13 protein-coding genes are annotated in these 21,871 nt (G+C 44.1%); all 13 read left to right on the top strand.

Translation table 11 applies throughout. The features are described from left to right. The first annotated feature begins 873 nt into the window (after positions 1-873). Positions 874-5,811 carry a BspA family leucine-rich repeat surface protein gene (locus tag L0P88_RS15310; RefSeq protein WP_247130807.1) on the top strand — a complete coding sequence of 1,646 codons (4,938 nt, stop codon included), beginning with the start codon at positions 874-876 and terminating at the stop codon, positions 5,809-5,811. A gap of 37 nt (positions 5,812-5,848) precedes the next feature. Next, complete coding sequence (locus L0P88_RS15315; protein WP_247130808.1) at positions 5,849-6,811, top strand: type IX secretion system membrane protein PorP/SprF; 963 nt, start codon at positions 5,849-5,851, stop codon at positions 6,809-6,811. A 400-nt stretch (positions 6,812-7,211) separates the two neighbouring features. Continuing rightward, on the top strand, positions 7,212-7,442 hold the full coding sequence (locus L0P88_RS15320; protein WP_247130809.1) for a hypothetical protein: 231 nt from the start codon (positions 7,212-7,214) through the stop codon (positions 7,440-7,442). 318 nt (positions 7,443-7,760) lie between these two features. Further along, positions 7,761-9,845, top strand: a complete 2,085-nt coding sequence (locus L0P88_RS15325; protein ID WP_247130810.1) for a sensor histidine kinase — start codon at positions 7,761-7,763, stop codon at positions 9,843-9,845. Positions 9,846-9,855: 10 nt separating this feature from the next. Further along, positions 9,856-10,497: a response regulator gene (locus tag L0P88_RS15330; protein ID WP_158779158.1), complete on the top strand. Its 642-nt coding sequence runs from the start codon at positions 9,856-9,858 to the stop codon at positions 10,495-10,497. A gap of 410 nt (positions 10,498-10,907) precedes the next feature. Continuing rightward, on the top strand, positions 10,908-11,687 hold the full coding sequence (locus L0P88_RS15335) for a hypothetical protein (protein ID WP_247130811.1): 780 nt from the start codon (positions 10,908-10,910) through the stop codon (positions 11,685-11,687). A 293-nt stretch (positions 11,688-11,980) separates the two neighbouring features. Continuing rightward, positions 11,981-13,132: a GDP-L-fucose synthase family protein gene (locus L0P88_RS15340; protein WP_247130812.1), complete on the top strand. Its 1,152-nt coding sequence runs from the start codon at positions 11,981-11,983 to the stop codon at positions 13,130-13,132. Between the two features lie 17 nt (positions 13,133-13,149). Further along, on the top strand, positions 13,150-15,012 hold the full coding sequence (locus L0P88_RS15345; RefSeq protein ID WP_247130813.1) for a YHYH protein: 1,863 nt from the start codon (positions 13,150-13,152) through the stop codon (positions 15,010-15,012). 66 nt (positions 15,013-15,078) lie between these two features. Beyond that, positions 15,079-15,702, top strand: a complete 624-nt coding sequence (locus L0P88_RS15350) for a hypothetical protein (protein ID WP_247130814.1) — start codon at positions 15,079-15,081, stop codon at positions 15,700-15,702. A 55-nt stretch (positions 15,703-15,757) separates the two neighbouring features. Beyond that, positions 15,758-16,234: a UpxY family transcription antiterminator gene (locus L0P88_RS15355; RefSeq protein WP_247130815.1), complete on the top strand. Its 477-nt coding sequence runs from the start codon at positions 15,758-15,760 to the stop codon at positions 16,232-16,234. A gap of 379 nt (positions 16,235-16,613) precedes the next feature. Beyond that, the gene (locus tag L0P88_RS15360; protein WP_247130816.1) at positions 16,614-17,357 is read left to right on the top strand and encodes a LytR/AlgR family response regulator transcription factor; all 744 of its coding nucleotides are present in this window, start codon (positions 16,614-16,616) and stop codon (positions 17,355-17,357) included. Between the two features lie 359 nt (positions 17,358-17,716). Beyond that, complete coding sequence (locus tag L0P88_RS15365; protein ID WP_247130817.1) at positions 17,717-19,147, top strand: phenylacetate--CoA ligase family protein; 1,431 nt, start codon at positions 17,717-17,719, stop codon at positions 19,145-19,147. Between the two features lie 139 nt (positions 19,148-19,286). Beyond that, on the top strand, positions 19,287-21,662 hold the full coding sequence (locus L0P88_RS15370) for a GumC family protein (protein WP_247130818.1): 2,376 nt from the start codon (positions 19,287-19,289) through the stop codon (positions 21,660-21,662). The last annotated feature ends 209 nt before the right edge of the window (positions 21,663-21,871 follow it).

The following is a 21,871-nucleotide window of genomic DNA, read 5'->3' on the forward strand; positions in this document are numbered from 1 at the left end:
GCTTTGATACCACGATGGCTCTTCCTCGAGGGAGTTCATTGAAGAAACCTTGTCATTTTGCGATATGGGTCTGAGCTATCACCTTGACCACCTTCAAAAAAGTTTTGACCAACTCATCCAAAATAAGGTCATTTCGAACCGACCCAGAGCGGAGTCGAAGGGGAGCGTGAGAAATCTCTGGACACTGATTTTTAGATTTCTCGATCGTCGTTACACTCCTCATTTCGAAATGACATTTAAGTGTATTTTGTCATTTCCCGATCGGTGCTTCGCACTTCACTTCGAAATGACAAAGCAAACCCAATTGTCCTTGCACATCCCATTACTGCAGTAAGGTTTATTCTTGATGCGTGATGGTTCTGGATTGGTAAAACCCGATTCCCAGGCACGATCGGCAGGGATTTTCCACTTATTTCCAAATAGTGACAACTATTACATCAGCAAAGGACGCTTGTTACATTATTGTTAAAGTGTTGGCTGTTAGGGGATACTTTTACCTCCAAAATGGCCATAATTGCTTGAGGGGGAAAATTCCTACAGAAACCTTCCTGACAGGGCAATTGTATGGCGCTTCCGGTCCAAAAGAAACAATAGGTTCGACCGGTTGGATGATTTAGAAAGATTGAAATATAAAGGAACCGACCGTTTTGGAAGAGTGTAAGGGAACAATGTCCGGGATGTTGAGCGGAGTAGGGAGTTTGGAATTTCCAAGACCCTCTGATTACTGGCTGTGCTTATCTCCCAGCACCGATTTCGATACCATGACATTTGGAGTGGGACTCGGGGGATTCCTTTTCCAAGTTGTACTGTCGGTCGCCCAAGAGCTATCTCTAGTACAAGGAAACCTTTATGATACAAATACCTTGATATATCATGAGAACAAAACATTTTATAGGTCTAAAGGGCCTTGTACTTACACTTTTCACCGGCTTGTGGATCAGCACAGGCCTATTTGCCCAAAATGATCCTGCTGTATTCATCACCACCTGGGACACGACCAAACCCGGCACGGTCGATAACAACTCCATCACCCTCCCTTTGACAGGGACTTATGATGTGGATGTGGGCAATGACGGCACCTATGAACTGACGGACCAGACCGGGACCACTACCATAGATGTGACCCAATATGGCCTTACTGCTGGCGAGATACAGCTGGCCATTCGCAATGCCGCATCCGGCGGAACCCTGACCAGGATAGAGTTTCCCTTTAATTCGACAGACGACAGGGAAAGGCTGGTCTCGGTGGACCGATGGGGCACTAGTATAACCTGGAGCAGCATGCAGAATGCATTTAATGGTTGTATCAATATGGATGTTAAGGCGCCCGATACTCCCAACCTGGAAGGGGTGACTAATATGAGCTATATGTTTTATAAGTGCGGTGAACTCAAGGTGACGGACAACTCGGCGGCAGACTTTAACACCTGGAACACGGCCAACGTGACCAATATGATAGGTGTGTTCCGGGAGGCAACCGCCTTTAACCAGGACGTTGGTTCATGGAACACCAGCAGCGTGACCAACATGACGCGCATGTTCAATAAAGCAACCGTCTTTGACCAGAACATCGGTTCTTGGAACACGTCCAAAGTGGCCATCATGGAGGGCATGTTTTTGGACGCAACAATCTTTAATGGGGACATCAGTTCCTGGAACGTGGCCATGGTGACTAACATGCGCTTCATGTTTACGAATGCAATTGCCTTTAATAAGAACATCGGTTCCTGGGACGTGAGCAAGGTAACCACTATGAACTTTATCTTTGAGAATAGGCCAGGGGAAAGTGGTTATAATGGTAAAACCCCCTTTAACCAAAACCTGGGTCAATGGAATCTCGGTAAGCTGGAATATGCCGATGATATGTTTGAAAACAGCGGGATTTCCCCTTCCAATTGGGATGCCACGATTGAAGGTTGGCAAAGCCAGAACTTCACCAACAGTGTCACCATCGATGCCGTTGGACTGCAGTACTGCGACGCCGATATGCGGAATCAGCTGAACAGTGGGTCCTTTAAAGTTGCAAATGACACTCAGAACACAGCCCCGCCGATGCCCCTGTGTAAGGATGTGGAGCTCGAACTGGACGCCAATGGCCAGGCCAGCATAACAACCAGTGATGTGGACAATGGTTCCTATGATGCCTGCAGTACCGTTTCATTATCATTAGGTGCGTCCCAGACCAGCTTTACTGGTGCCGATGTTGGTGGGAACGCTATTACCGTTACCCTTACGGTGACCGACGATAATGATGCCAATTCAACATCGACCTGTACGACCGATGTGACCGTGTTGGACAATACCCCCCCGAATGCGATTTGCCAGAACACTACCGTAACATTGGATGGGACGGGCAACGGAACGGCCGATTCGGCGAACGTAAACAATAATTCCACCGACAATTCTACCCTTACCGGTGGAACCTTGACCTTTTCCTTGGATGAGGATACCTTTACCTGTTCCGATGTGGGGGATAATCCGGTGACCCTTACGGTGACCGATAAAGGTGGAAACACCGATACCTGCACGGCCACGGTAACGGTGCAGGACGTAACCAATCCGACGCCCCAGTGCCAGGACGTAACACTTCAACTGGACGCCAACGGCGAGGCCACCCTGACTACGGACTTGGTGAACAACAATTCCAGTGACGCCTGCGGAATTGCCTCTCTCTCCTTGGGCGTATCCAAAACCAACTATACGGGCTCTGATCTTGGCGAGCACACGGTCACCCTTACGGTGACCGACAATAACAGTCGCCCATCAACCTGTGAGTCCAAGGTGACGGTGGTGGACAACATGGCTCCCACGGCCAAGTGCAATGAAAAAACTACTGTTATACTATCAATAGTAGATGGCACCGCGACAATTACTACGGGGTTAATTAATGATGGTTCCACGGACAACGTCGATGGCAACTTGGTGGAACTTTCCCTGGACAAGAACAGCTTCAGCTGTTCCGATGTGGGACAGTTGACGGTGACCCTTACGGCGACCGATAGCAGTAGCAACGAGGCCGATTGTACCACCGAGGTAACGGTGCAGGATTTTGTCTTCCCTGAGGCCGTTTGCGGGGAGACGACCATTGAACTGGACGCGAACGGCACAGCCACCCTGGATGATGCCTCCCTTTTGGATGGCGGTTCTAGCGACGCCTGTGGGACAATTGAATCTTATAGTGCATCTCCTGATAGCTTCACGGCCGTTGGCACATATTCGGTGACCCTTACAGTAATCGACAATAGTGGGAACCAAGACAACTGCACCGCCACAGTGATTGTAGAGGACAAGATCAATCCCGATCCCGTTTGCCAGAACGCCACCGCACAACTGAATGATGAGGACAGTGTGACCGTCAATCCAGCGATCATAGACAATGGCTCTTCCGATAATACGGGCACTGTTACCAGTGGAGCCTTGACCCTTTCCCTGGACGAGGACACTTTCGACTGTTCCAACCTAGGGCAGAACACAGTGACCCTTACCGTGGAAGATGGAAGCGGAAATACGGCCGAGTGTACTGCTACGGTAACAGTTGAAGATGTGACCCCGCCGACGGCGCGGTGCAAGACAATGACGATTGAACTGCCCAGCTCAGGTAGGATCGACCTAATGGCCGATGATGTGGACGACGGTTCCAGCGATACCTGTGATGACGACGTCGTCGCGACCCTGAATCTTTCCCGGATATCCCTTACGGGTGACAACCTCGGTGAGAACACGGTGACCTTAACGGTGATGGATGATAGCAACAACCAAGCTACATGCGAGGCCAAGGTAACTTTGGAGGACAAAATTGCCCCCATAGCCAGATGTAGGGACGTTACCGTAGAATTAGACGCGTTGTCGGGTAGTGTTTCAATTATCGCGGTAGGTGGAGACGACGCTAACTACAATTCGGCCTATAATGTAAACGACGACTCGGACGATAATAGTGAAGAGATGTTCTTTTCCCTGAGCAAGGCCACCTTCGGTTGTTCCGATGTGGGCCAGAACACAGTGACCCTTACGGTGACCGACCCCGTTGGGAACGCGAGTACCTGTCAGGCCACAGTGACGGTGGAGGACAATATCGATCCGGAGCCATTGTGCAAGGAGGCAACGCTCCCCCTGGGTGCTGACGGCACGGCCACTTTAACAGCCGACCTTGTGGACAACGGTTCCAGCGACGCTTGCGGGAACGTTACCTTGGAGGTATCCCCCAGTAGGTTTACAAACGAGGACCTTGGCGAGCATACGGTGACCCTAACGGTGACCGATGAGGATATGAACAGCGCAACTTGCCCAATCAGGGTGACCGTGGTGGATGAGACCCCTGCAATAGCACGCTGTAAGGACATCACCGTGCAACTGGACGCCATGGACGGTGCGGCGATTACCACGGCAGACGTGGACAATGGGTCCACCGACAATGACGGTATTGCATCCCTTTCCCTGGACAGGACCAACTTTGGCTGTTCCGATGTGGGGGAAAATACAGTGACCCTAACAGTGACGGACAACAGTGATAATATGGCCAACTGCACCGCCACAGTAAAGGTAGAGGACGTGACCCCACCAATAGCCGTATGTGGGGTGGCAACGCTCGAGCTGGGCAGTGACGGTACGGTGGCCCTCGATGCTGCCGCTGTTGACAATGGTTCCAGCGATACCTGTGGAAACGTAACGTTGACTGTATCCCCAAATAGTTTCACGGCTACCGAACTGGGCACAAATACGGTGACCCTAACGGTGACCGACAACAGTGGCAACGAAGAAGACTGCACCGCCACGGTGACCGTGGAGGACAACTTAGCTCCCACGGCCTTTTGCCAGGATACCACCGTGGAACTGGACACGGAAGGGAGTGCAACGATTGCCGTGGCCGATGTGGACAACGGTTCGTCCGATAACAGCGGCACCACTGTGTCGCTTTCCCTGGACAGGACCAGCTTCAATTGTTCCAATGTGGGGGAAAACACCGTAACCCTTACAGTAACCGACGATAGTGGAAATACGGCCAGTTGCAACGCCGCGGTAACGGTAACCTCACCCTTACGGGCCATTGTTACCAATAACGGACCAATTTGCCAGGACTCCCCCTTACAATTGAACGAAACAAGTGGACTGGGGACCTCATGGTCATGGACCAGTAATGGCAATGCCGTATTCAACGATCCTGACATACAAAATCCGGAAGTGACCGGTGTTTCAGATGGGGAGGAGTTTACTGTTACCATAACCCAGGCAAATGGCTGTACCGCTGCGGGTACTACCGTAGCCTTTGTTTTGGAGCCCCCAGTCCTGGAGGTAGCTGAGGAACAGGGTTTCTGCGCCTCCGAAAACCCTACGGTATCGGATTTGGAAATCCCCGGTAGTGGCACCGTGCGCTGGTATCCGGACGCGAGCAGTAGCATGGAACTGGTAAGTGAAACCTCCCTGGTGGAGGGTGGCATTTATTACGGATCATTGGAGGATGCCAACGGATGTATTTCCAATCAAAGGGTTCCCGTAAAAGTTACCGTGGCAAATTGCGGTAGGCTGGAAGATTTGAACAGACGTGGGTTTTCACCGGATGGCGATGGAATCAATGATACTTTTTCCGTTTCCTGGCTTAGGAGTGAATATCCCAAATATACCATGACGATTTATGACCGAAATGGCTCCCTGGTATACTGGGGTGATGTGAGCACACCGGATTGGGATGGCAGCGCCACCCGAAGCATTACCCTGGGGGACGGCAAACTACCCAACGGGGTGTACTACTATACGATAGATTTTGGGGATGGGACTACACCATCGTTTCAAGGAATCATCTATCTGAACCGATAAAAAAAGAGCAAGAACAAAACATATCCAAAAAATAAACATGAAAGCAAAAATTAACAGATCACTATTGGTACTGGCGTTTATAGGCCTTTTTACACACCATTCAAGGGGGCAACAGGACCCGCAGTACACACAGTACCTCTATAACCACAATATTGTGAACCCTGCCTACATCCTTAGTGAGGGCGGGCGCCTCAATGCCGGGCTGCTCTACAGGGCCCAATGGGTGGGGGTGGAGGGTTCCCCCCGTATCATCAATGCCTTTGGGCAGTTCCGTTTGAACGAGAGGATGCAGTTGGGGCTCTCCCTGGTCCGGGACGACATCGGTTCGGGAGCATTGTTGGAGGACAACCTCTATGCGGACTATGCCTACATCCTGCCAATGGGTGGGGAAAGTTCCCTTTCCCTGGGCCTAAAGGCCGGCTTCACCTTCTTTAATTCGGATTTTACCGGTATCAGTTTCGATGAGAATACAATAGACCCCACTTTTTTGGACCCAACCAGTGAGGTGTTCCCGAACATTGGGGCCGGGATGTATTATACGAACAAGAACTTTTATGTGGGGTTTTCGGCATTAAACCTTTTGAATGCCAGGCATTTGGATCAATCCGAAGGTGTAGTCAACCGGGGCCGGGAGGAAGTACATTATTACCTGACCTCGGGCTATACATTTGACATGTTGCCATCAGTTTTTTCCCTGAGACCCTCGGTACTGGCCAGGGGTGTCCGTGGGGCACCCATGATTTTGGACCTGAACCTCAACGTTGTACTGTACGATCGTTTTGAGGTCGGTATGGGATACCGAACGAGTGAATCGTTCCTTTCGATGATCAATTTTAGGTTGAGTCCAAGGCTGCGGGTGGGGTATGCCCATGACCATACGGTGAACAATCTTGGAGGATTCGGATCCAGCTCGCACGAGGTGTTCCTGTTGTTCAATATTGATTTTAAAGGCAGTGCCGATTCAGAACCCCCATTGGATGCGATAGATGAGCGACCTTAGACCCGTTGCGGTAATCCTTATTGTCTTAACGATACTCTTCCGTTAGATAAATAACAGTCCATTTGGCATTTGAATCAGGTGTATTGTTATGGGAGAAAGTAAAACCTAAAGGCCTTGGAATTGGGACCGGGGATTGCTCGTGTAATGCCATTTTTTTAGTGACTTTTTTAAGTCTTGTTAAAAAAATAGCCCAGACCACTTAGGCTGCCTTCGCAGTTATGCTCCACTTATTCCAATATAGGTACACTTATGCATTTGCTTTTCAAGCAGGGGATATCTCAGTATAATTTTAACATTACCTAAAGACTATTGAACCAATGTTTATGCCGCCATTTCATAGTCTAAGATGCAGTGTTGGGATGGGGCTGAATGATGTAAAATCAAAAAACCAAATTAAACTATGAGAAAACTATACCTCTTCATTCTTTTGGCAATGAGCACGCTGTATCTTAAAGCGAATGAACCAAGTCCTTCATTAGACCTTACCAGCGGTGATGTGCTAAAATGTTTGATACAAGCTGCGGAAAGTCAGGGTTGGAGTTTGATCAAGGCATTCCATAACTCCGAAGGGAAACTGGTGGTCATATTTTTAAAAGACGGAAAGACAAGGGAATATGTAAGCAATACCTAGTGGTTTCCGGGTGCTCGGGTTCACCCTGATGGTGATATTATTCCATCAATGAATTGGATTGTTTACTTAACCCATCCTATTTTTTATATTCAAGTTGTTCTTCGTTGTTTGGATAGAGGTGCTTCAATGCCACATACCTTTCGTGATGTTCTGAAAGGCTTTCCTATTGTTGATAATCTGAACGGTTATCACCGGGATAGGGTGCAATCCCACAGAATCTTTCAATGATACATACCTTTAAACCTCACGAGCTCAAGATGCTCTTTCCGTATATATATTCTCAGTATGTTGATTATCAAATGTTTAAAATCTTGACCAATGGTCTTTTTTCAAGTTCCCCAAGGCGAATCCGTTATATTTGATTATTCCAATCTTGCCCGAATTATAAAGAGAATATGTTGCTTTTTGCTGTTACTCACATTATCGCTGTCCGCGCAAGAAGGGGATTTGACCGACACTGTGGATTCACTGAAACAGAAGATACATGAATCAAAAGGAGGTGAACGTCTCATGTGGATGGACAGTCTTACCAGATTGATTGGAGACAGGAAGGATTTCAAATACGACTCCATCGCCAGGAGTACGATTGATTACGCCTTGGAGCTTGATTCCACACGATTGGCCTTGGAACATGCCAACTTACTGGTTATATATAATTGGCAGGAATTGCGAAAACCGGAGCAGGCCTTAGATCTTTTCAACCACCTGAAGGAAAGGGTCCCGGATGATCGGCATTTTTTGGAGTGGAGCAAATTGTACAGGGAGGGTGGTCGCAACTATACCATGCTCAACCGGCTTGATGAAGCTCTGGATAGTTATGAACGGGCTTACTCATATGCCCTTCAGGCCGATAATCGGACCCAAATGGGCATTGTTAAAAATTCGATAGGGCAAGTGCTTTCGGTTATGGGTGATTTCCAGGGGGCAGCTACGGCACTACAGGAATCCTATCAAATTTTATCAGTGAGCGACCTTGAAATAGCTTGGCGACCAAAAGGGAGTCTTGCCATATTATACTCTCAGAACGGACTACAGGAAGAGGCCAAAAAAATGCGTCTGGAAATCATTGAGGAGGCAAGGGGATATAAAAGTATAAAGAATAAAAACGAAGTACTCAATGGTCAGTTTTTTAACCAGGCCTTTGACGAAATGTTGAATGGAAGCCAAAGTGAACGGATCAGATATCTTGATTCCACTAGGGTGTACGCCTTCAAAACGGAGTATAAATTTCACAAACTGCAGGTGTTGGTGGGTCAGCTGAGTGCCTATGCCGAAAATGGGATGCTGGAAAAAGCGGAGGAGGCAAAGAAGGAGCTGGAGGAGCGGAAAAAGAACGGGGGATTCTTTGAAGTGGATGAATATCACCTGGCCATGGCACATTATGAATTTGCAAAGGGCAATTACAAAAGTGCGGCAATCTTGGGGGAACAGGAATATGACAAGGTCAAGAATTCCCCGTACTACGAAGGAATCTACATGGCCCATGGTTTCTTGTCCAAGGTGTACGACCGTCTTGGCGATATGGAAAGGGCGTATACGCATTTTAAGGATTACCACAGAATAAAGGACTCCATAGAAACTGTTCAAAAGGCAAACGGTTTTTCCTTTTATCAGGCACTTTACGAGGCAGAGAAAAAGGATTCCGAGATTGATTCCCAGAAATCGGAGATTGCGCTTTTGAACGCTAGGAACAACGCCAAGAACATGTGGATCATTTTTGGTGGCCTGGGGGCGCTGGCGGTATTTTCAATTGTATATTTGTGGAGAATACAGTATTTTATTAGAAGAAAGCAGCAGATTCAGGCTCAATTTTCCAGGAACCTTATCAAGGGCCAGGAAGGGGAGCGGACCCGTGTGGCTCGGGAACTGCACGATGGTGTGGGTCAAAAGTTGATGTTGTTGGCGAAAAGGACAAAATTAAGTGGTGATTCGGAGACGACCGCCCTTGCCTTGGACATCTTGGAGGAACTGCGGAGTGTTTCCCGCCATTTACATCCCGCCACTCTGGAGAAGTTGGGTTTTTCCGGAGCGGTCAGGGCAATAATCGACGATGTGGACGCGAACACGGAAATCTTTTTTACCCACCATATCGATGATGTTGACGATCTGTTAAGCGACGAGGGTTCCCTTCATCTCTATCGGATGATGCAGGAAATACTCAACAATATAGTGAGGCATTCCGGGGCCAAGGCCGCATCGGTGAACGTTGAAAGAAAAGTGGGCACCATAGAAATGGTGGTAAAGGACAATGGGAAAGGGTTCAGCTTCAAGGAGAAACTCCGTGACCGGTCCAGTCTGGGAATGCGAACACTTTTGGAACGGGCCAAGATTGCCGGAGCAAAGTTCCATGTGGAGAGTGGGACCTCATTGGGTACGACAATTTCACTGGTAATGCCCACATAAAGAATTAGGTATGAAAGATGTTTCCATAATAATAGCCGATGACCATCCTTTGCTGTTAAAGGGGCTTTATGAAGAACTGATCGCCAATGATTACAATGTGGTTGGACAAGCCTCTGACGGCATGAACGCCTTGAAACTTATTTTGCAGTACAGGCCAACATTGGCATTGATAGATATTGATATGCCTTTTTTATCGGGTTTTGAAGTTGTAAAAATGGCCAAGGAGAAAGGGATTCCCACGAATTTCATTGTCCTGTCCTTTCATAAGGAGGTGAGTTACCTGTGTCAGGCCAAAGCACTTCAAATAAATGGGTATCTGCTCAAAGAAGATTCTTTTTTCGAAATTGAACGTTGTATCCATGCGGTGGCCAAAAACCAAACCTATTTCAGCCCTTCATTGGATTCACTCACACTGCACAGCGCCAATGATGAATTGAAAAAATTGACCCTACTAACGTCTTCTGAAGTTACCATTTTAAAGCTTGTTGCAAAACAGGCATCAAATATCAACATTGCCGACCATCTTTGTGTTTCTGTACGAACGGTGGAAAAGCACAGAAGCAATATTATTGCAAAGTTGGCATTGGAGAACAGTACCAATACCTTGACCCATTGGGCCATAACCAACCAGAAAGTTATACAGGAGCTCTAAAGCTTTCTTTTTTCCTACAAAACAGGTCTTCTTTTTCATTCTATACGTACTAGCACGTATTTTTTACGTGCTTTTTCTTATTTCCCGAATAAGTGGTTCGAGAATAACTTGCAGTTCAATAAAACACTATAATTCTAAAGCATTCTAAATGTAAGGAATTACATAAGTGGGCTTGATGTAATTATGTTAGGGAGGTAACTGTAATAAACGAAAAAAAAGACACATTCTTGAATCACAACTACAAATATCACATATTATCAAATTTCGCCACTTGTTACCGGTGTTTTGTTGGTAGGGCCCCGTGGGCCGAGTTTAATTCATTAACCCAAATTCTGGCAGCATATGTATTGGGAAGAGTCCATTTTTTTAAAAGAAGTAAGGGACCGTCCAAGAAGCAGCCTAAAACTATTATGCGTACCTATATAGATTGTACCGATTTTGGGCAACTTCAAAAAATGTTGGTCGACCTTAAGAAGTCCTATGGTGAGGCCAGGGCATTGCAGGACGGATTGTCCAAGAATATCATTAAAGAATACTTTGCAGGAAACATAGTGATTCTGGAAAAACAGCTGTTGACCTCCATGGAAATCATTAACGCCTTGGATGAAGGGTGTTTGAAGCGAATGGACGAAGAGGTAAAAATCCGCTATCGGACAACTACTCCATTGAAACGCTTGGAATTGGATGCACAGGGATTACTCGATTATGTGGAGGAAGGTAACTCAATTTCCAAATCCCTGCCTTTAAGGGGCCTTCTCCCAAAAAGAATAAAACAAAGACTTTACATTACCCGTAAAGTAAAGGTCAATGGCAATCCTTGCACAACTAAGGAAAATCTGGTCCTGGTTATTCAGGACCTACGATTAAAACAGGGATTTAGGAAATTGTCGCAGTTATGGGACTTAGAAATGATTTTGACAGGTACATACCACTTTCAATACAATTTCTTTAAAAAGTCCATCCTCACGGCCATTGATCTAATTACGGAAATCGAAAACGCGGAAAATATCCGTAAGGAAATCCAAAAAATATCAAATCTGCGATTGAAGCCATTCGAGGAAAAATGTACGGTTTCAAAAAGAGAAAGAAAAATAGGTGTATCAGATGAGGTCGACGATGTGGTTGAATACAGCTTTGATGCCATTGCATGTCACTTTAATGAGCATGCAGGAAACATAAAAAAGGAATGACATTCCTATGTCATGGGTGGCGATTGCAATGAAAATAGCGCATCGCTTGCCCAATAGGTGTCATTGGATCCTGGTTTTGAATATTCCTTTTGCCAATAAAGGGAGTAGGGGTTTTCAGGATACGGATTAAAAGTCGAAGAAAAGGAATTGATTGTGTTGGAAACGACCAGTTCCCATCGGATTTTCAAATGAATCCCACTTCATAATGGGACTCACAGTGGCGGAGCCGTGAAATAAACCCATTATGTATTAAATACCAAAAAGAACTGGCAAGGGACCATGCCTTGGTACTCATGAAAAAAACCTCAAAAATATATGTGGCCGGACATTGTGGATTCGTTGGTTCGGCAATTTTGAAAAGTTTAAGGGGCAAAGGTTATGAAAACCTGATTACCCGGGAACATAAGAGATTAAACCTGGTTGATTCCGTTGCCACGGCGTCCTTTTTTAAACGGGAAAGACCTGAATACGTATTTCTTGCCGCGGCTAAGGTTGGAGGGATTCTTGCCAGTAATTACCACCGTGCGAATTTCATTTACGAAAATTTAATGATTCAGAACAATGTAATCCACCAGAGCTATATCCACAGTGTGAAAAAACTGCTTTTTTTGGGAAGTACCTGTATTTATCCAAAAAAAACATACCAACCCATAAAAGAGGAATACTTGCTGACCGGTAATCTTGAGTATACCCATGAACCCTATGCTATCGCTAAAATTGCGGGCATAAAAATGTGCGAAAGCTATAACATACAATATGGTACAAATTTCATCTCGGCCATGCCAACCAATCTTTATGGTCCCAAAGATAATTTTGACCTGGAAACCTGCCAGATATTGCCTGCCTTTCTTCGAAAAATACACTTGGGGAAGTTGTTGGAAAATTGTGATTGGGACAGTATAAGGGCAGATTTAAATAGGCGCCCTATTGAAGGAATAAATGGAAAGGCCAATGAAAAGGAAATTATTGGTATGATGGAAAAGTTTGGTATTAGGATGGACAGCAACAAAAGTGTAAAGGTAGAAATAGGGGGAAACGGCAAACCTCTTAGGGAGTTCCTTTGGAATGGTGATATGGCGGATGCCTGTGTTTTTTTGATGGAGCACGAAAGTTTCAAGGGGTCTTTTAACATTACCTCTAGTGGTGGTAAGCAAATGTTGCCCCAATCTACTTCAGACCATGATTCGGGAGAAATCCGCAATACGCACATCAATATTGGGACCGGAAAGGAGATTTCCATTGCAAAACTTGCAAAAACAATTACGCAGGTACTTGATTTTAAAGGCAGTTTGGTCTTTAACACCTCCGGATTGGATGGTGCCTCCCGCAAAATTACGGACGTTACCAAATTGAACAGTCTTGGTTGGAAACACAAGGTGGAATTAAACAAAGGAATAGAACAATTGTATCAATGGTATAAAGCTACCATTGAAGGGACATCATGACATTTAAAAAAAAAATTATGAACATCAACAAAATAGCAATAGTCTTTATCTTTTGTTGTATTGGCCAAATTATATGTGCCCATACGGGAGGACATGGCTCCGAACTTAGAAATTGGAGTATTGTTGGGGAACAAGGAAGCGTTTTCCAAGCCTCCTTTTTATTGTATAAGAACGATATGGTATTTTTTGAGAACAGGGAAGGCGAAATTCTCAAATATCCCTTCTCTTCATTAGCTTTTAAAGACCAAAACCATGTTCTTGAAAGACATAGCGGAATAGCATCCTTAAATCTTCAAAACCCATCGGAGAAGTTATTTGGCCATAAAAGGAATTTACCCTTTTACCTTTCCATTGCCCTTGGAATGCTTTTATTGATCTGCCTTATAATTCGGCCCAAAAGGTCGAGGTCTTTTAAAATTCCGGTCAATGCTATTGCTTTGCTATTTGTTTCATCGGTGTTTGTTACTTGCAGTGAGGATAGGAATATCGGAAATTTAAATGATTTCCCTTCAGTACCTGCCAACGACATGGAAAACATGGGTTCCCATTTTGGACAGTTTACGGGAGTGGTCACTAGTTTTGATGACACCTACTTTTACGTTTCTTCCCCAGGTTTTCCGGAACACAATATGATGGAGGGCATTACGGCTTGGAATCGACAGGTTCCCATTCCCCAGGACTATTCGGGGGATAATAGTTGGGCAATCCCAATACAACCCGTATTGGCAGATGAACCTTTGTCCCTAAGTGAACATTTCATGAAAGGGGCCATTGCCATTGCGGTGAACGGAATCCCCATATTCAATCCCCTCAACAACAGGGGAGAGGATACAAAGCTTATAGGGGAGCTTGATGAGTGGGGAGGACATGCCGGAAGGGCAGATGACTATCATTACCATATTCCACCGGTGCACCTGGAAGCTACGGTAGGGGCAAATAGTCCAATTGCCTATGCTCTGGATGGTTTTCCCGTATATGGAAAAACTACCGATGAATTGGACGAGTTTTTTGGGAAATTTAATGATGATGGTTCCTATCAATACCATTCCATTGACGATTACCCCTATTTTATTCCCAAAATGCGTGGTACGGTTTCATTGGATCCAAACACAACTGCCCCGGAAGACCAAATATGGCCTCAAGCACTATCCACCCCGTTAAGACAAGTTTCAGCGCCATCATTAAGTAATGGGTCCATTTCCTTTGGTCCAACCGGCACAAATGCATACACTTTGGCGTATCAAGACGAAAACGGTAACGATATCGCCACAATACACTACGATTGGGATGATACCGGTCTATATACCTTTCAATATGTGGCTGCGGATGGAGCCGGCACCATAGAGACGTATCAGGGATTTGCCTGGCAAGGTGAAGGCAGTGGGAGCTCGGATTTTACATTGAGCAGTGTTGCAGTTGATGAAAATGGAGCGCTTTTGGATGATTATAAATGCGAGGAAAAAGTTAATGGAAGTGAAGCTTCCATACCCCTGGCCTGGTCCAATGTACCAGAAGGAGTGAACAGTTTGGCCATAATCATGCACCATTATCCTTTTCCCGATGATACTTCGGAAATCAACTCGTACCTATTGCTTTGGGGTATTGATCCAAGTATTACTGAAATTCCGCATGGGGGAGCGGACGACGGCGATTGGTTCATGGGTGCAAACAAGGACGGTACCGCGGTCTCCTATACTTCCCCTTGTTCGCAAGGCACAGGAAGCCATGAATATACCATCACTTTATATGGATTATCGGAAACACCACCAACGTTGCCCCAAACAAATTCAGTTGACGTGACCTATGATGTATTGGTTGATGCCATTTCCAGTGTTACGGTTATAGATAAGGCAACCCTCACATTCAATGATGTGAACTGAATTCCTTGGGTCAATTGCGGATAACAAAACGCTTAGGACTTCAAAATATTCAGAACCCTGGAAATAATGAGGAAATCAATTTTGATGATTACGTTTTTTATGAGTACGTACTATCTAACCGCACAAACGGAAGAAAGAGATTTGTTTTCGACAGCTATTGATAATACAAACCGCCCATCCGTGCAAACGGAGGAAAAATATTTGATTTCGGTTGGAGTAAATGCCATTGTCAACGACGTCAGGAGTGAAGGAAGCTATTTCAATCTAAATCGTCTGGATCGTTTGGATGTACAAAATCCATTTTTCTTTGGTATGGAACGGAAGTTGTCAAGGGGGTTTTCTTTAGAAGCCCTGGTATCAATAAATAAGCTAGAACTTTTAAATGAAGTTTCCCAACAAGAGGAATTTGGATATTTTGGAGTGGACATCAATGGGAAGCTTTATTTTGATAATCTGTTTGCCAAAAGACATCGGAATAGGTGGGATTTATATATGGCCGGAGGTTTTGGCTTTTACGATTTAAATGATGATATCGCATTCACATACAATGTGGGCGGAGGGCTGCAGCTTTGGTTTACTGAAACTGTTGGTGTAGGATGTAAAGGCATGGGAAAATTGGGGATACGACCAATGAATGAATTGGTAAACAATTATTATCAATTCCATTTTGGCATAATGTACCGTATTTAATTTTAAATCATCTTAATTGGATTCAATTGATCACATAACACACAAAAAATCCGCTATGCCCTGGTTGGTCATATATACCAAACCACGAACGGAGCTAAGGGTAGCAGAAGCTTTAAAAAAAATGGGCATAGCGGTGTATTGCCCTGTTGTGCAGGAAATACGTCAATGGAGCGATAGGAAAAAAAAGATAACGACCCCTTTGTTCAAGTCTTACGTCTTTGTCCATTTGGAAGCACAACAGCGCAATCAGGTGTTTAAGGTCCCCGGTGTTGTGAATTATCTCTTTTGGTTGGGAAAGCCAGCTGAGGTGCGTGATGAGGAAATCAGGGCCATAAAGAAATGGAATGAAAACGACGAAATTGACCAATGGCAGGTAGAAGACTTGTCTCCAGGGGACAGGATAACGATTTCCAATGGGGTTTTTAAAAATCAGGAAGCATTTATTAAACATATTGGTAAGAAACGCATGCGGTTACTTTTACCAAGTTTGGGATATGCCATAAACGTTCGGATCAGGGAAGCGGTGTCTTAAAATATAGGGAACCCTATAAAGGCTAATTTAAATTAGGCCTTGAATTGTTCTGAGGGTCGTTGTTTTTTCCAATGCAAAATAGTAAAACCCTTTTTGGGGGATAATGACGCAAGAACTGGAATATAGGGACAAAACAACCGAATACCATCAATCACTTTTTTATCATTCCGAAAACAGATCATTGGCCAACGTGGCGGTTAAAAAACACCCATGTCCCATTTCTCCAATCTGGCAAAAAATGAAGGTTTTGTAAAAATACAAGCTCTTATTCAAGAAAATCCATAAGGAATAATTTCTTTAGGAAGATCGGTTTTTACCGCTATACCGTGGGTTTTGGATTTGAAAAGGAGGATTGTCCAATATAAAATAAATAGTACCTATGATACAAGAATTAAAGGCATTTATCGTAGAAAATGAAGTTTCGTATGGAGGATTGGCATTTGTGCTACAAAAATACTTTCCTGAAATCAACATACTCGGATTTACCGAAGACATTGAGAAGGCCATGGATTCGATCCATACCCTTAAACCGGATATCGTGTTCCTGGAGATTGAATTAAAGGATGGGTGCGGTTTTCAGATTATTGAAAACCTTTGGACAAAATCCAATTTTGTAATAACCTCCAATGTGGACAAATACGCATTGAAAGCAATATCCTATGATGTCATTGCTTATTTGTTAAAACCTTTGAAACTGGAGGATTTGCTGTTGGCGGTCAATAAAGCAAAACAAAAAATGAGGCTTGCAGAGAACAGGCAGTTTTTGGAAAACAGTAAGGAGGGTGAAGAAGAGGATATAAACATATTGGCCTTGCCCTCCATGGATAAGATTGAACTCATAGAAAAAAGGCATATTGTTTATTTAAAGGCGGAAGGGAGGTACACCCGGTTCCTGTTGAGTTGTGGACTGACCAAATTGGCAAGTAGAAATTTGGGGGAATTTGAAAAACTGCTATGTCCCAAAACATTTTTTAGGACGCACCACTCTTATATCGTTAACCTTACGCAAGTTCAAAACATCAACAAGGCGGGCGGAAATTATTTGGAATTAAAAGTGGGCGAATCCATACCCGTTGCCAAAAGAAAGCTAAACTCCCTTAATAGGTTCCTAAAGATAAAGTAGTACGGTCTGCTGGTCCAGTGGAACAAATGGTACCATTGTCCGGAATACGACAAAAACATTTGGTAAACGATCCAGCCCATTCACAAAAGGGCATCATACGGGAGGTGGGCCCTATCCATTTTACCCAAAAAGTGGTCCATAACTCCGTTCCAAAGGATTTAGGCATTTCCCCATCTAATCAACACTGCAAGATCATTGGTCTAAGGAGTGATGTCCTGTACCCTCCTAATTATTTGTTTAAACATTGCGGTTGTTGGCCAGCACCGGTCAAAACCGAAGCGATTGGGTATTGGTCCCCTTACCCCAAGGGGAGTTCATATAGCCCCTGAACAGGTATTGGACGATTAAAAAAGGAAGTAATGAGCAAAACTTCAAAGCAGATAGTTCAAGAATTTTCCCTTCAGAAAATAGGAAAAAATGGTTGCGGGCAACAGCTGCGTCCCAGTAAATATAAGGGGATGATGAATTTTGCCACCTATCTATACCTCCTTAGATATTCCATAGTAAAAAAAGGGGCACTAACGGCCTATAAAAATGCCATGGCAAGACAGCAACTCCCTACAAGCGAACTTAATGAAATAACATGGGGAAAGACCTTGAGACTTTTGGCGTATGCTTACGACAATGTGCCATGGTACACCAAAAAATTCAAAACCATTGGATTGCATCCAAAAGATATTGCCAGACCAGAACATTTTAATCAGGTCCCTATTGTGACACGCGATGATTTAATGAACAATTTTGACCATTTTGTTTCGACCAAGGTAAATCCCTTATCAGTAAAAGTATCCTATACAAAGGGTAGTTCTGGAGAACCTTTGAAGGTTGGGATGGGGAAATTTGGGTCCGCCGAAATACGAAAATGGCAAATGTACTCTTGGTGGGGCATCAATCCATGGGACAATGTGGCTTCACTTCAACAAGGAGTACCTGGGACGGGTTGGGAAAAATTGGTTTTAAACGTTTTGGGATGGCCCAAAAAGGCAATTTGGCTCGACCCCAATCAAATCAACAAAAAAGGAATTCAGGATTTCATAAAAAAATGTGGAAGAATAAGGCCAAAATTGATCCGTGGCGATGTAGGGGCTTTGGATGCCATTGCAGATTTTATTATTGACAATAATTTGAAGTTTCCCCCTCCAAAAGTGATATGGGCCACTGCGGCCGCACTTACAAAAAAACAGGAAGACAAAATGAATGCTGCCTTTGGAGCGCCTGTCTGCGATCAGTATGGTTGTAGTGAGATAAATTTTATAGCAGCTGAATGCCCTCACAAAAAAGGACTTCACGTTTTTTCAGATTCGGTAAATCTGGAAATCTTGGATGAATTTGACATACCGGTTGAAAAAGGCAATTATGGGAGGATCATCCTCACCAATCTCGATGAATATCATTTTCCTTTGATTCGTTACGAGAATGGTGACATAGGAAGGTGGTTACGGACGATGTGTACGTATGGGATTGGTTTACCCCTCCTGGACCGGGTTAAAGGTAGGATTTCAGATGGTATCGTTTTGCCGGACGGAACCGTTTTGGCGAGTGAATTTCTGACTACCCTTTTTGATGATTTTACGGATAGTGTTAAGCAATTTCAGATTATACAAAGAAAAAGTGGTTCCATATTGGTCAATATTGTTTTGAAGCAAAATCATATTGGTATGGAAAAAATTGAGGCCATAGCCCGCCACCGCCTTCAAAGACGTATAAAAAATCAGGTAAGACTTCTTATTCGAAATGTTGGCGGGATAAAGAATTATGGGGAAAAGTCAGGATTTATCGTAAAGGAATGAAAAATGTTGGCCACGGGATTTTATTCGTAGGGCACCAGGATAAATTTTCCCTTTCCATTGGAATTAAAGGACCATCCCAGGCCTGTGTAGTGCTCCAAAACTTTTTGAACGATCGTTAAGGCCAATCATTAAAATAGATATGAAGAAAAATCCGGATATAACGTACTACGATAGCGATGAGGATTTTATTGACCTTAAAGATATCTTTTTCCAGTGTAAGCGCTATTGGCCCTGGTTTTTGACCAGTATTGTTCTCTGCCTATGTATTGGTTTTTTTTACCTGGGTATGGTTCCGATCACTTATAAGTCCATAGCAAAGATTAAAATTATGGACGATTCCAAAGAACTGGGGCTATCCGTGGATGCACTGTCCCTTTTGGGGAACAATCCCAAAATCAGCCTGGGCAACGAAATGGAAATTCTTAAATCATACAGATTGTTGTCCCAAATAGTAAAAGAATTGGACTTGGATGTTAGGTATTATAAAAAAACCAACCTTAGGTCTTCCGAGATTTGGCCGCCGCCATTTACTGTAACCAATTATGTTTCCGGGTTTGATGAGGAAAGGGAGAAGCAATACAGGATACGAATAGAGCCTTTTGGGTTCACCGTGATTGATGGAAAAGGTGATGTTTTCACTATTGATGGCCATTATTCCATGAAGTCCGTACCAGGTCTTCCTTTTGGGATTAAGCTGTTGGAAAAAGAACCGATCCAGAAGTATCAGGATATGGAATTTCATGTGGTACTAAAACCTGTTAAAGAAGCCGTAATAGAACTTTCCGGGGAATTGGAGGTAAGGACCACCGATACGCACAGTGAAATCTTGTATTTGGTCCTCGTAGGGGAAAGCATAAACCGAAGTGAGGCCATTTTAAACACTATAATCGAGAAGTTCAATCAAGATGGTGTTTTGGACAGACAATTGGTCTCAAAGCGTACCTTGGATTTTATGGATGAAAGACTTTTTTACCTGTCCAGGGAATTGGACTCCATTGAAATTCAAAAAAAGGAATTCAAGCAATCCAATGATCTCTCCCATATTACGGCGGACGCTGAATTGATATTACAAAAAATGAACGCCGCGGACAATGAAGTTTTTCGTACCCAGACCCAAATCTCGCTTTGTGGGCTCCTAAAAAAGACAATCAGCGATAAGGGCGTCCACAATTTATTGCCCGTCAATCTTGGTTTAGGGGATAGTTCCATTAATACCCTTATTTCCGAATACAATCGATTAGTACTAAAACGAGAAGAACTTATTGCCAGTGCTGGGGACAATAATCCATTGCTTGTCATACTATCTGAACAGTTGGGAAAGGTGAAGTTAAATATTGTGACTACCCTAAATACGTATCAGGGGCAATTGGAAGTGTCGCTAACAAAACTGAATCAGGAAAAGGACCATTCCAATTTGATGTTCTCGCAGATTCCAGAAAAGGAAAAAGTGTTGCGGGCCATAGAACGGCGACAGGATTTAAAGGAAAAACTGTTTTTGTTGCTTTTGCAAAAGCGCGAGGAGGCGGCCATCAATCTCGCAATAACCGAGCCCTCCATTAAAATAGTGGACTATGGTTTGACCAGTATAGAGCCCGTTTCGCCGAACAAAAAAATTGTGATGGCAATTTCAGCTTTTTGTGGGGCCATAATCCCATTGGCAATGGTGTTCATAAGAACGTTTTTGAATACCAAGATAAATGATAGATTGGATTTGGAGAAGATTGCCCCAGGGATACCGATCCTGGGAGAAGTCCCATACATTGAAGGGAAAAAGAAGTTCGGGGAATTCAATGACGGTTCCATGTTGGCGGAGTCTTTTATGATTTTAGCGGTCAATATCAACTATTTACTGCCCAAAAAAGATAACTCCGAAGGACAGGTCATCTATGTCACTTCCACTATTCAAGGAGAGGGGAAAACTACTACGGCTTTTAACCTTTCCTTGGCCTATGCCAAGATGAAAAAGAAAGTACTACTTATAGGATCTGATTTAAGAAACCCACAACTTCATACCTACTTTAACGTGGATAAGAGCATTACTGGGCTTGCCGATTACTTGCATAATCCAGAAATGGATTGGCAGGAGTGCGTTCATGAAATGTACGATGAAAATAAGGACCATAAGGTTTGTTTTGGGGGGATTATACTACCAAATGCTCCTGAAGTGTTGTCCAGAAATGCTTTCGCAAGATTTATTGCCGCTGTAAAAAACGAATTTGAATACATTATTGTGGACACAGCACCAACTATTTTGGTGACCGATACATTCTTGATTTCCAAATACGCAGATGTGACAATATACCTGACACGTGTGGGTTTTACCGATAAACGCTTGTTGGGATTCTCACAAGATTTGAATCGGAGCCAAAAACTGCCGAACATGACCTATCTGATCAATGATGTTATCGGAAATAAATCATATCGATACAATAATTACGGATACGGATATAACTCCGGGAACACTACAAAAAGCTGGTATAGACGTATTTTAAAAAGTGTGGGGGCTATCACATGACCATGTCCATGCTCCCCTTGAAATTACAATTCCAGCATGCTCGTTTTCTTTTAGGTAAAGAATCGATTGTATCCATCTTTAAATCGATTAAATCCTGATGCTGACCAGTTATTACTTATGAATTTATTTTCTGGTTTTTTTGTCGCTACTTTGGACTGTATCGAGGTATAATACCTTTTTCACGACGTGGGGTTGTGTTATATGGGTTG

It is taken from the genome of Muricauda sp. SCSIO 64092 (assembly GCF_023016285.1).
GTDB lineage: Bacteria > Bacteroidota > Bacteroidia > Flavobacteriales > Flavobacteriaceae > Croceivirga.

Coding starts and splice junctions, on each gene's coding strand:
- L0P88_RS15310 (WP_247130807.1), top strand. CDS start 874: ATGAGAACAAAACATTTTATAGGTCTAAAGGGCCTTGTACTTACACTT.
- L0P88_RS15315 (WP_247130808.1), top strand. CDS start 5,849: ATGAAAGCAAAAATTAACAGATCACTATTGGTACTGGCGTTTATAGGC.
- L0P88_RS15320 (WP_247130809.1), top strand. CDS start 7,212: ATGAGAAAACTATACCTCTTCATTCTTTTGGCAATGAGCACGCTGTAT.
- L0P88_RS15325 (WP_247130810.1), top strand. CDS start 7,761: ATGGTCTTTTTTCAAGTTCCCCAAGGCGAATCCGTTATATTTGATTAT.
- L0P88_RS15330 (WP_158779158.1), top strand. CDS start 9,856: ATGAAAGATGTTTCCATAATAATAGCCGATGACCATCCTTTGCTGTTA.
- L0P88_RS15335 (WP_247130811.1), top strand. CDS start 10,908: ATGCGTACCTATATAGATTGTACCGATTTTGGGCAACTTCAAAAAATG.
- L0P88_RS15340 (WP_247130812.1), top strand. CDS start 11,981: ATGAAAAAAACCTCAAAAATATATGTGGCCGGACATTGTGGATTCGTT.
- L0P88_RS15345 (WP_247130813.1), top strand. CDS start 13,150: ATGAACATCAACAAAATAGCAATAGTCTTTATCTTTTGTTGTATTGGC.
- L0P88_RS15350 (WP_247130814.1), top strand. CDS start 15,079: ATGAGGAAATCAATTTTGATGATTACGTTTTTTATGAGTACGTACTAT.
- L0P88_RS15355 (WP_247130815.1), top strand. CDS start 15,758: ATGCCCTGGTTGGTCATATATACCAAACCACGAACGGAGCTAAGGGTA.
- L0P88_RS15360 (WP_247130816.1), top strand. CDS start 16,614: ATGATACAAGAATTAAAGGCATTTATCGTAGAAAATGAAGTTTCGTAT.
- L0P88_RS15365 (WP_247130817.1), top strand. CDS start 17,717: ATGAGCAAAACTTCAAAGCAGATAGTTCAAGAATTTTCCCTTCAGAAA.
- L0P88_RS15370 (WP_247130818.1), top strand. CDS start 19,287: ATGAAGAAAAATCCGGATATAACGTACTACGATAGCGATGAGGATTTT.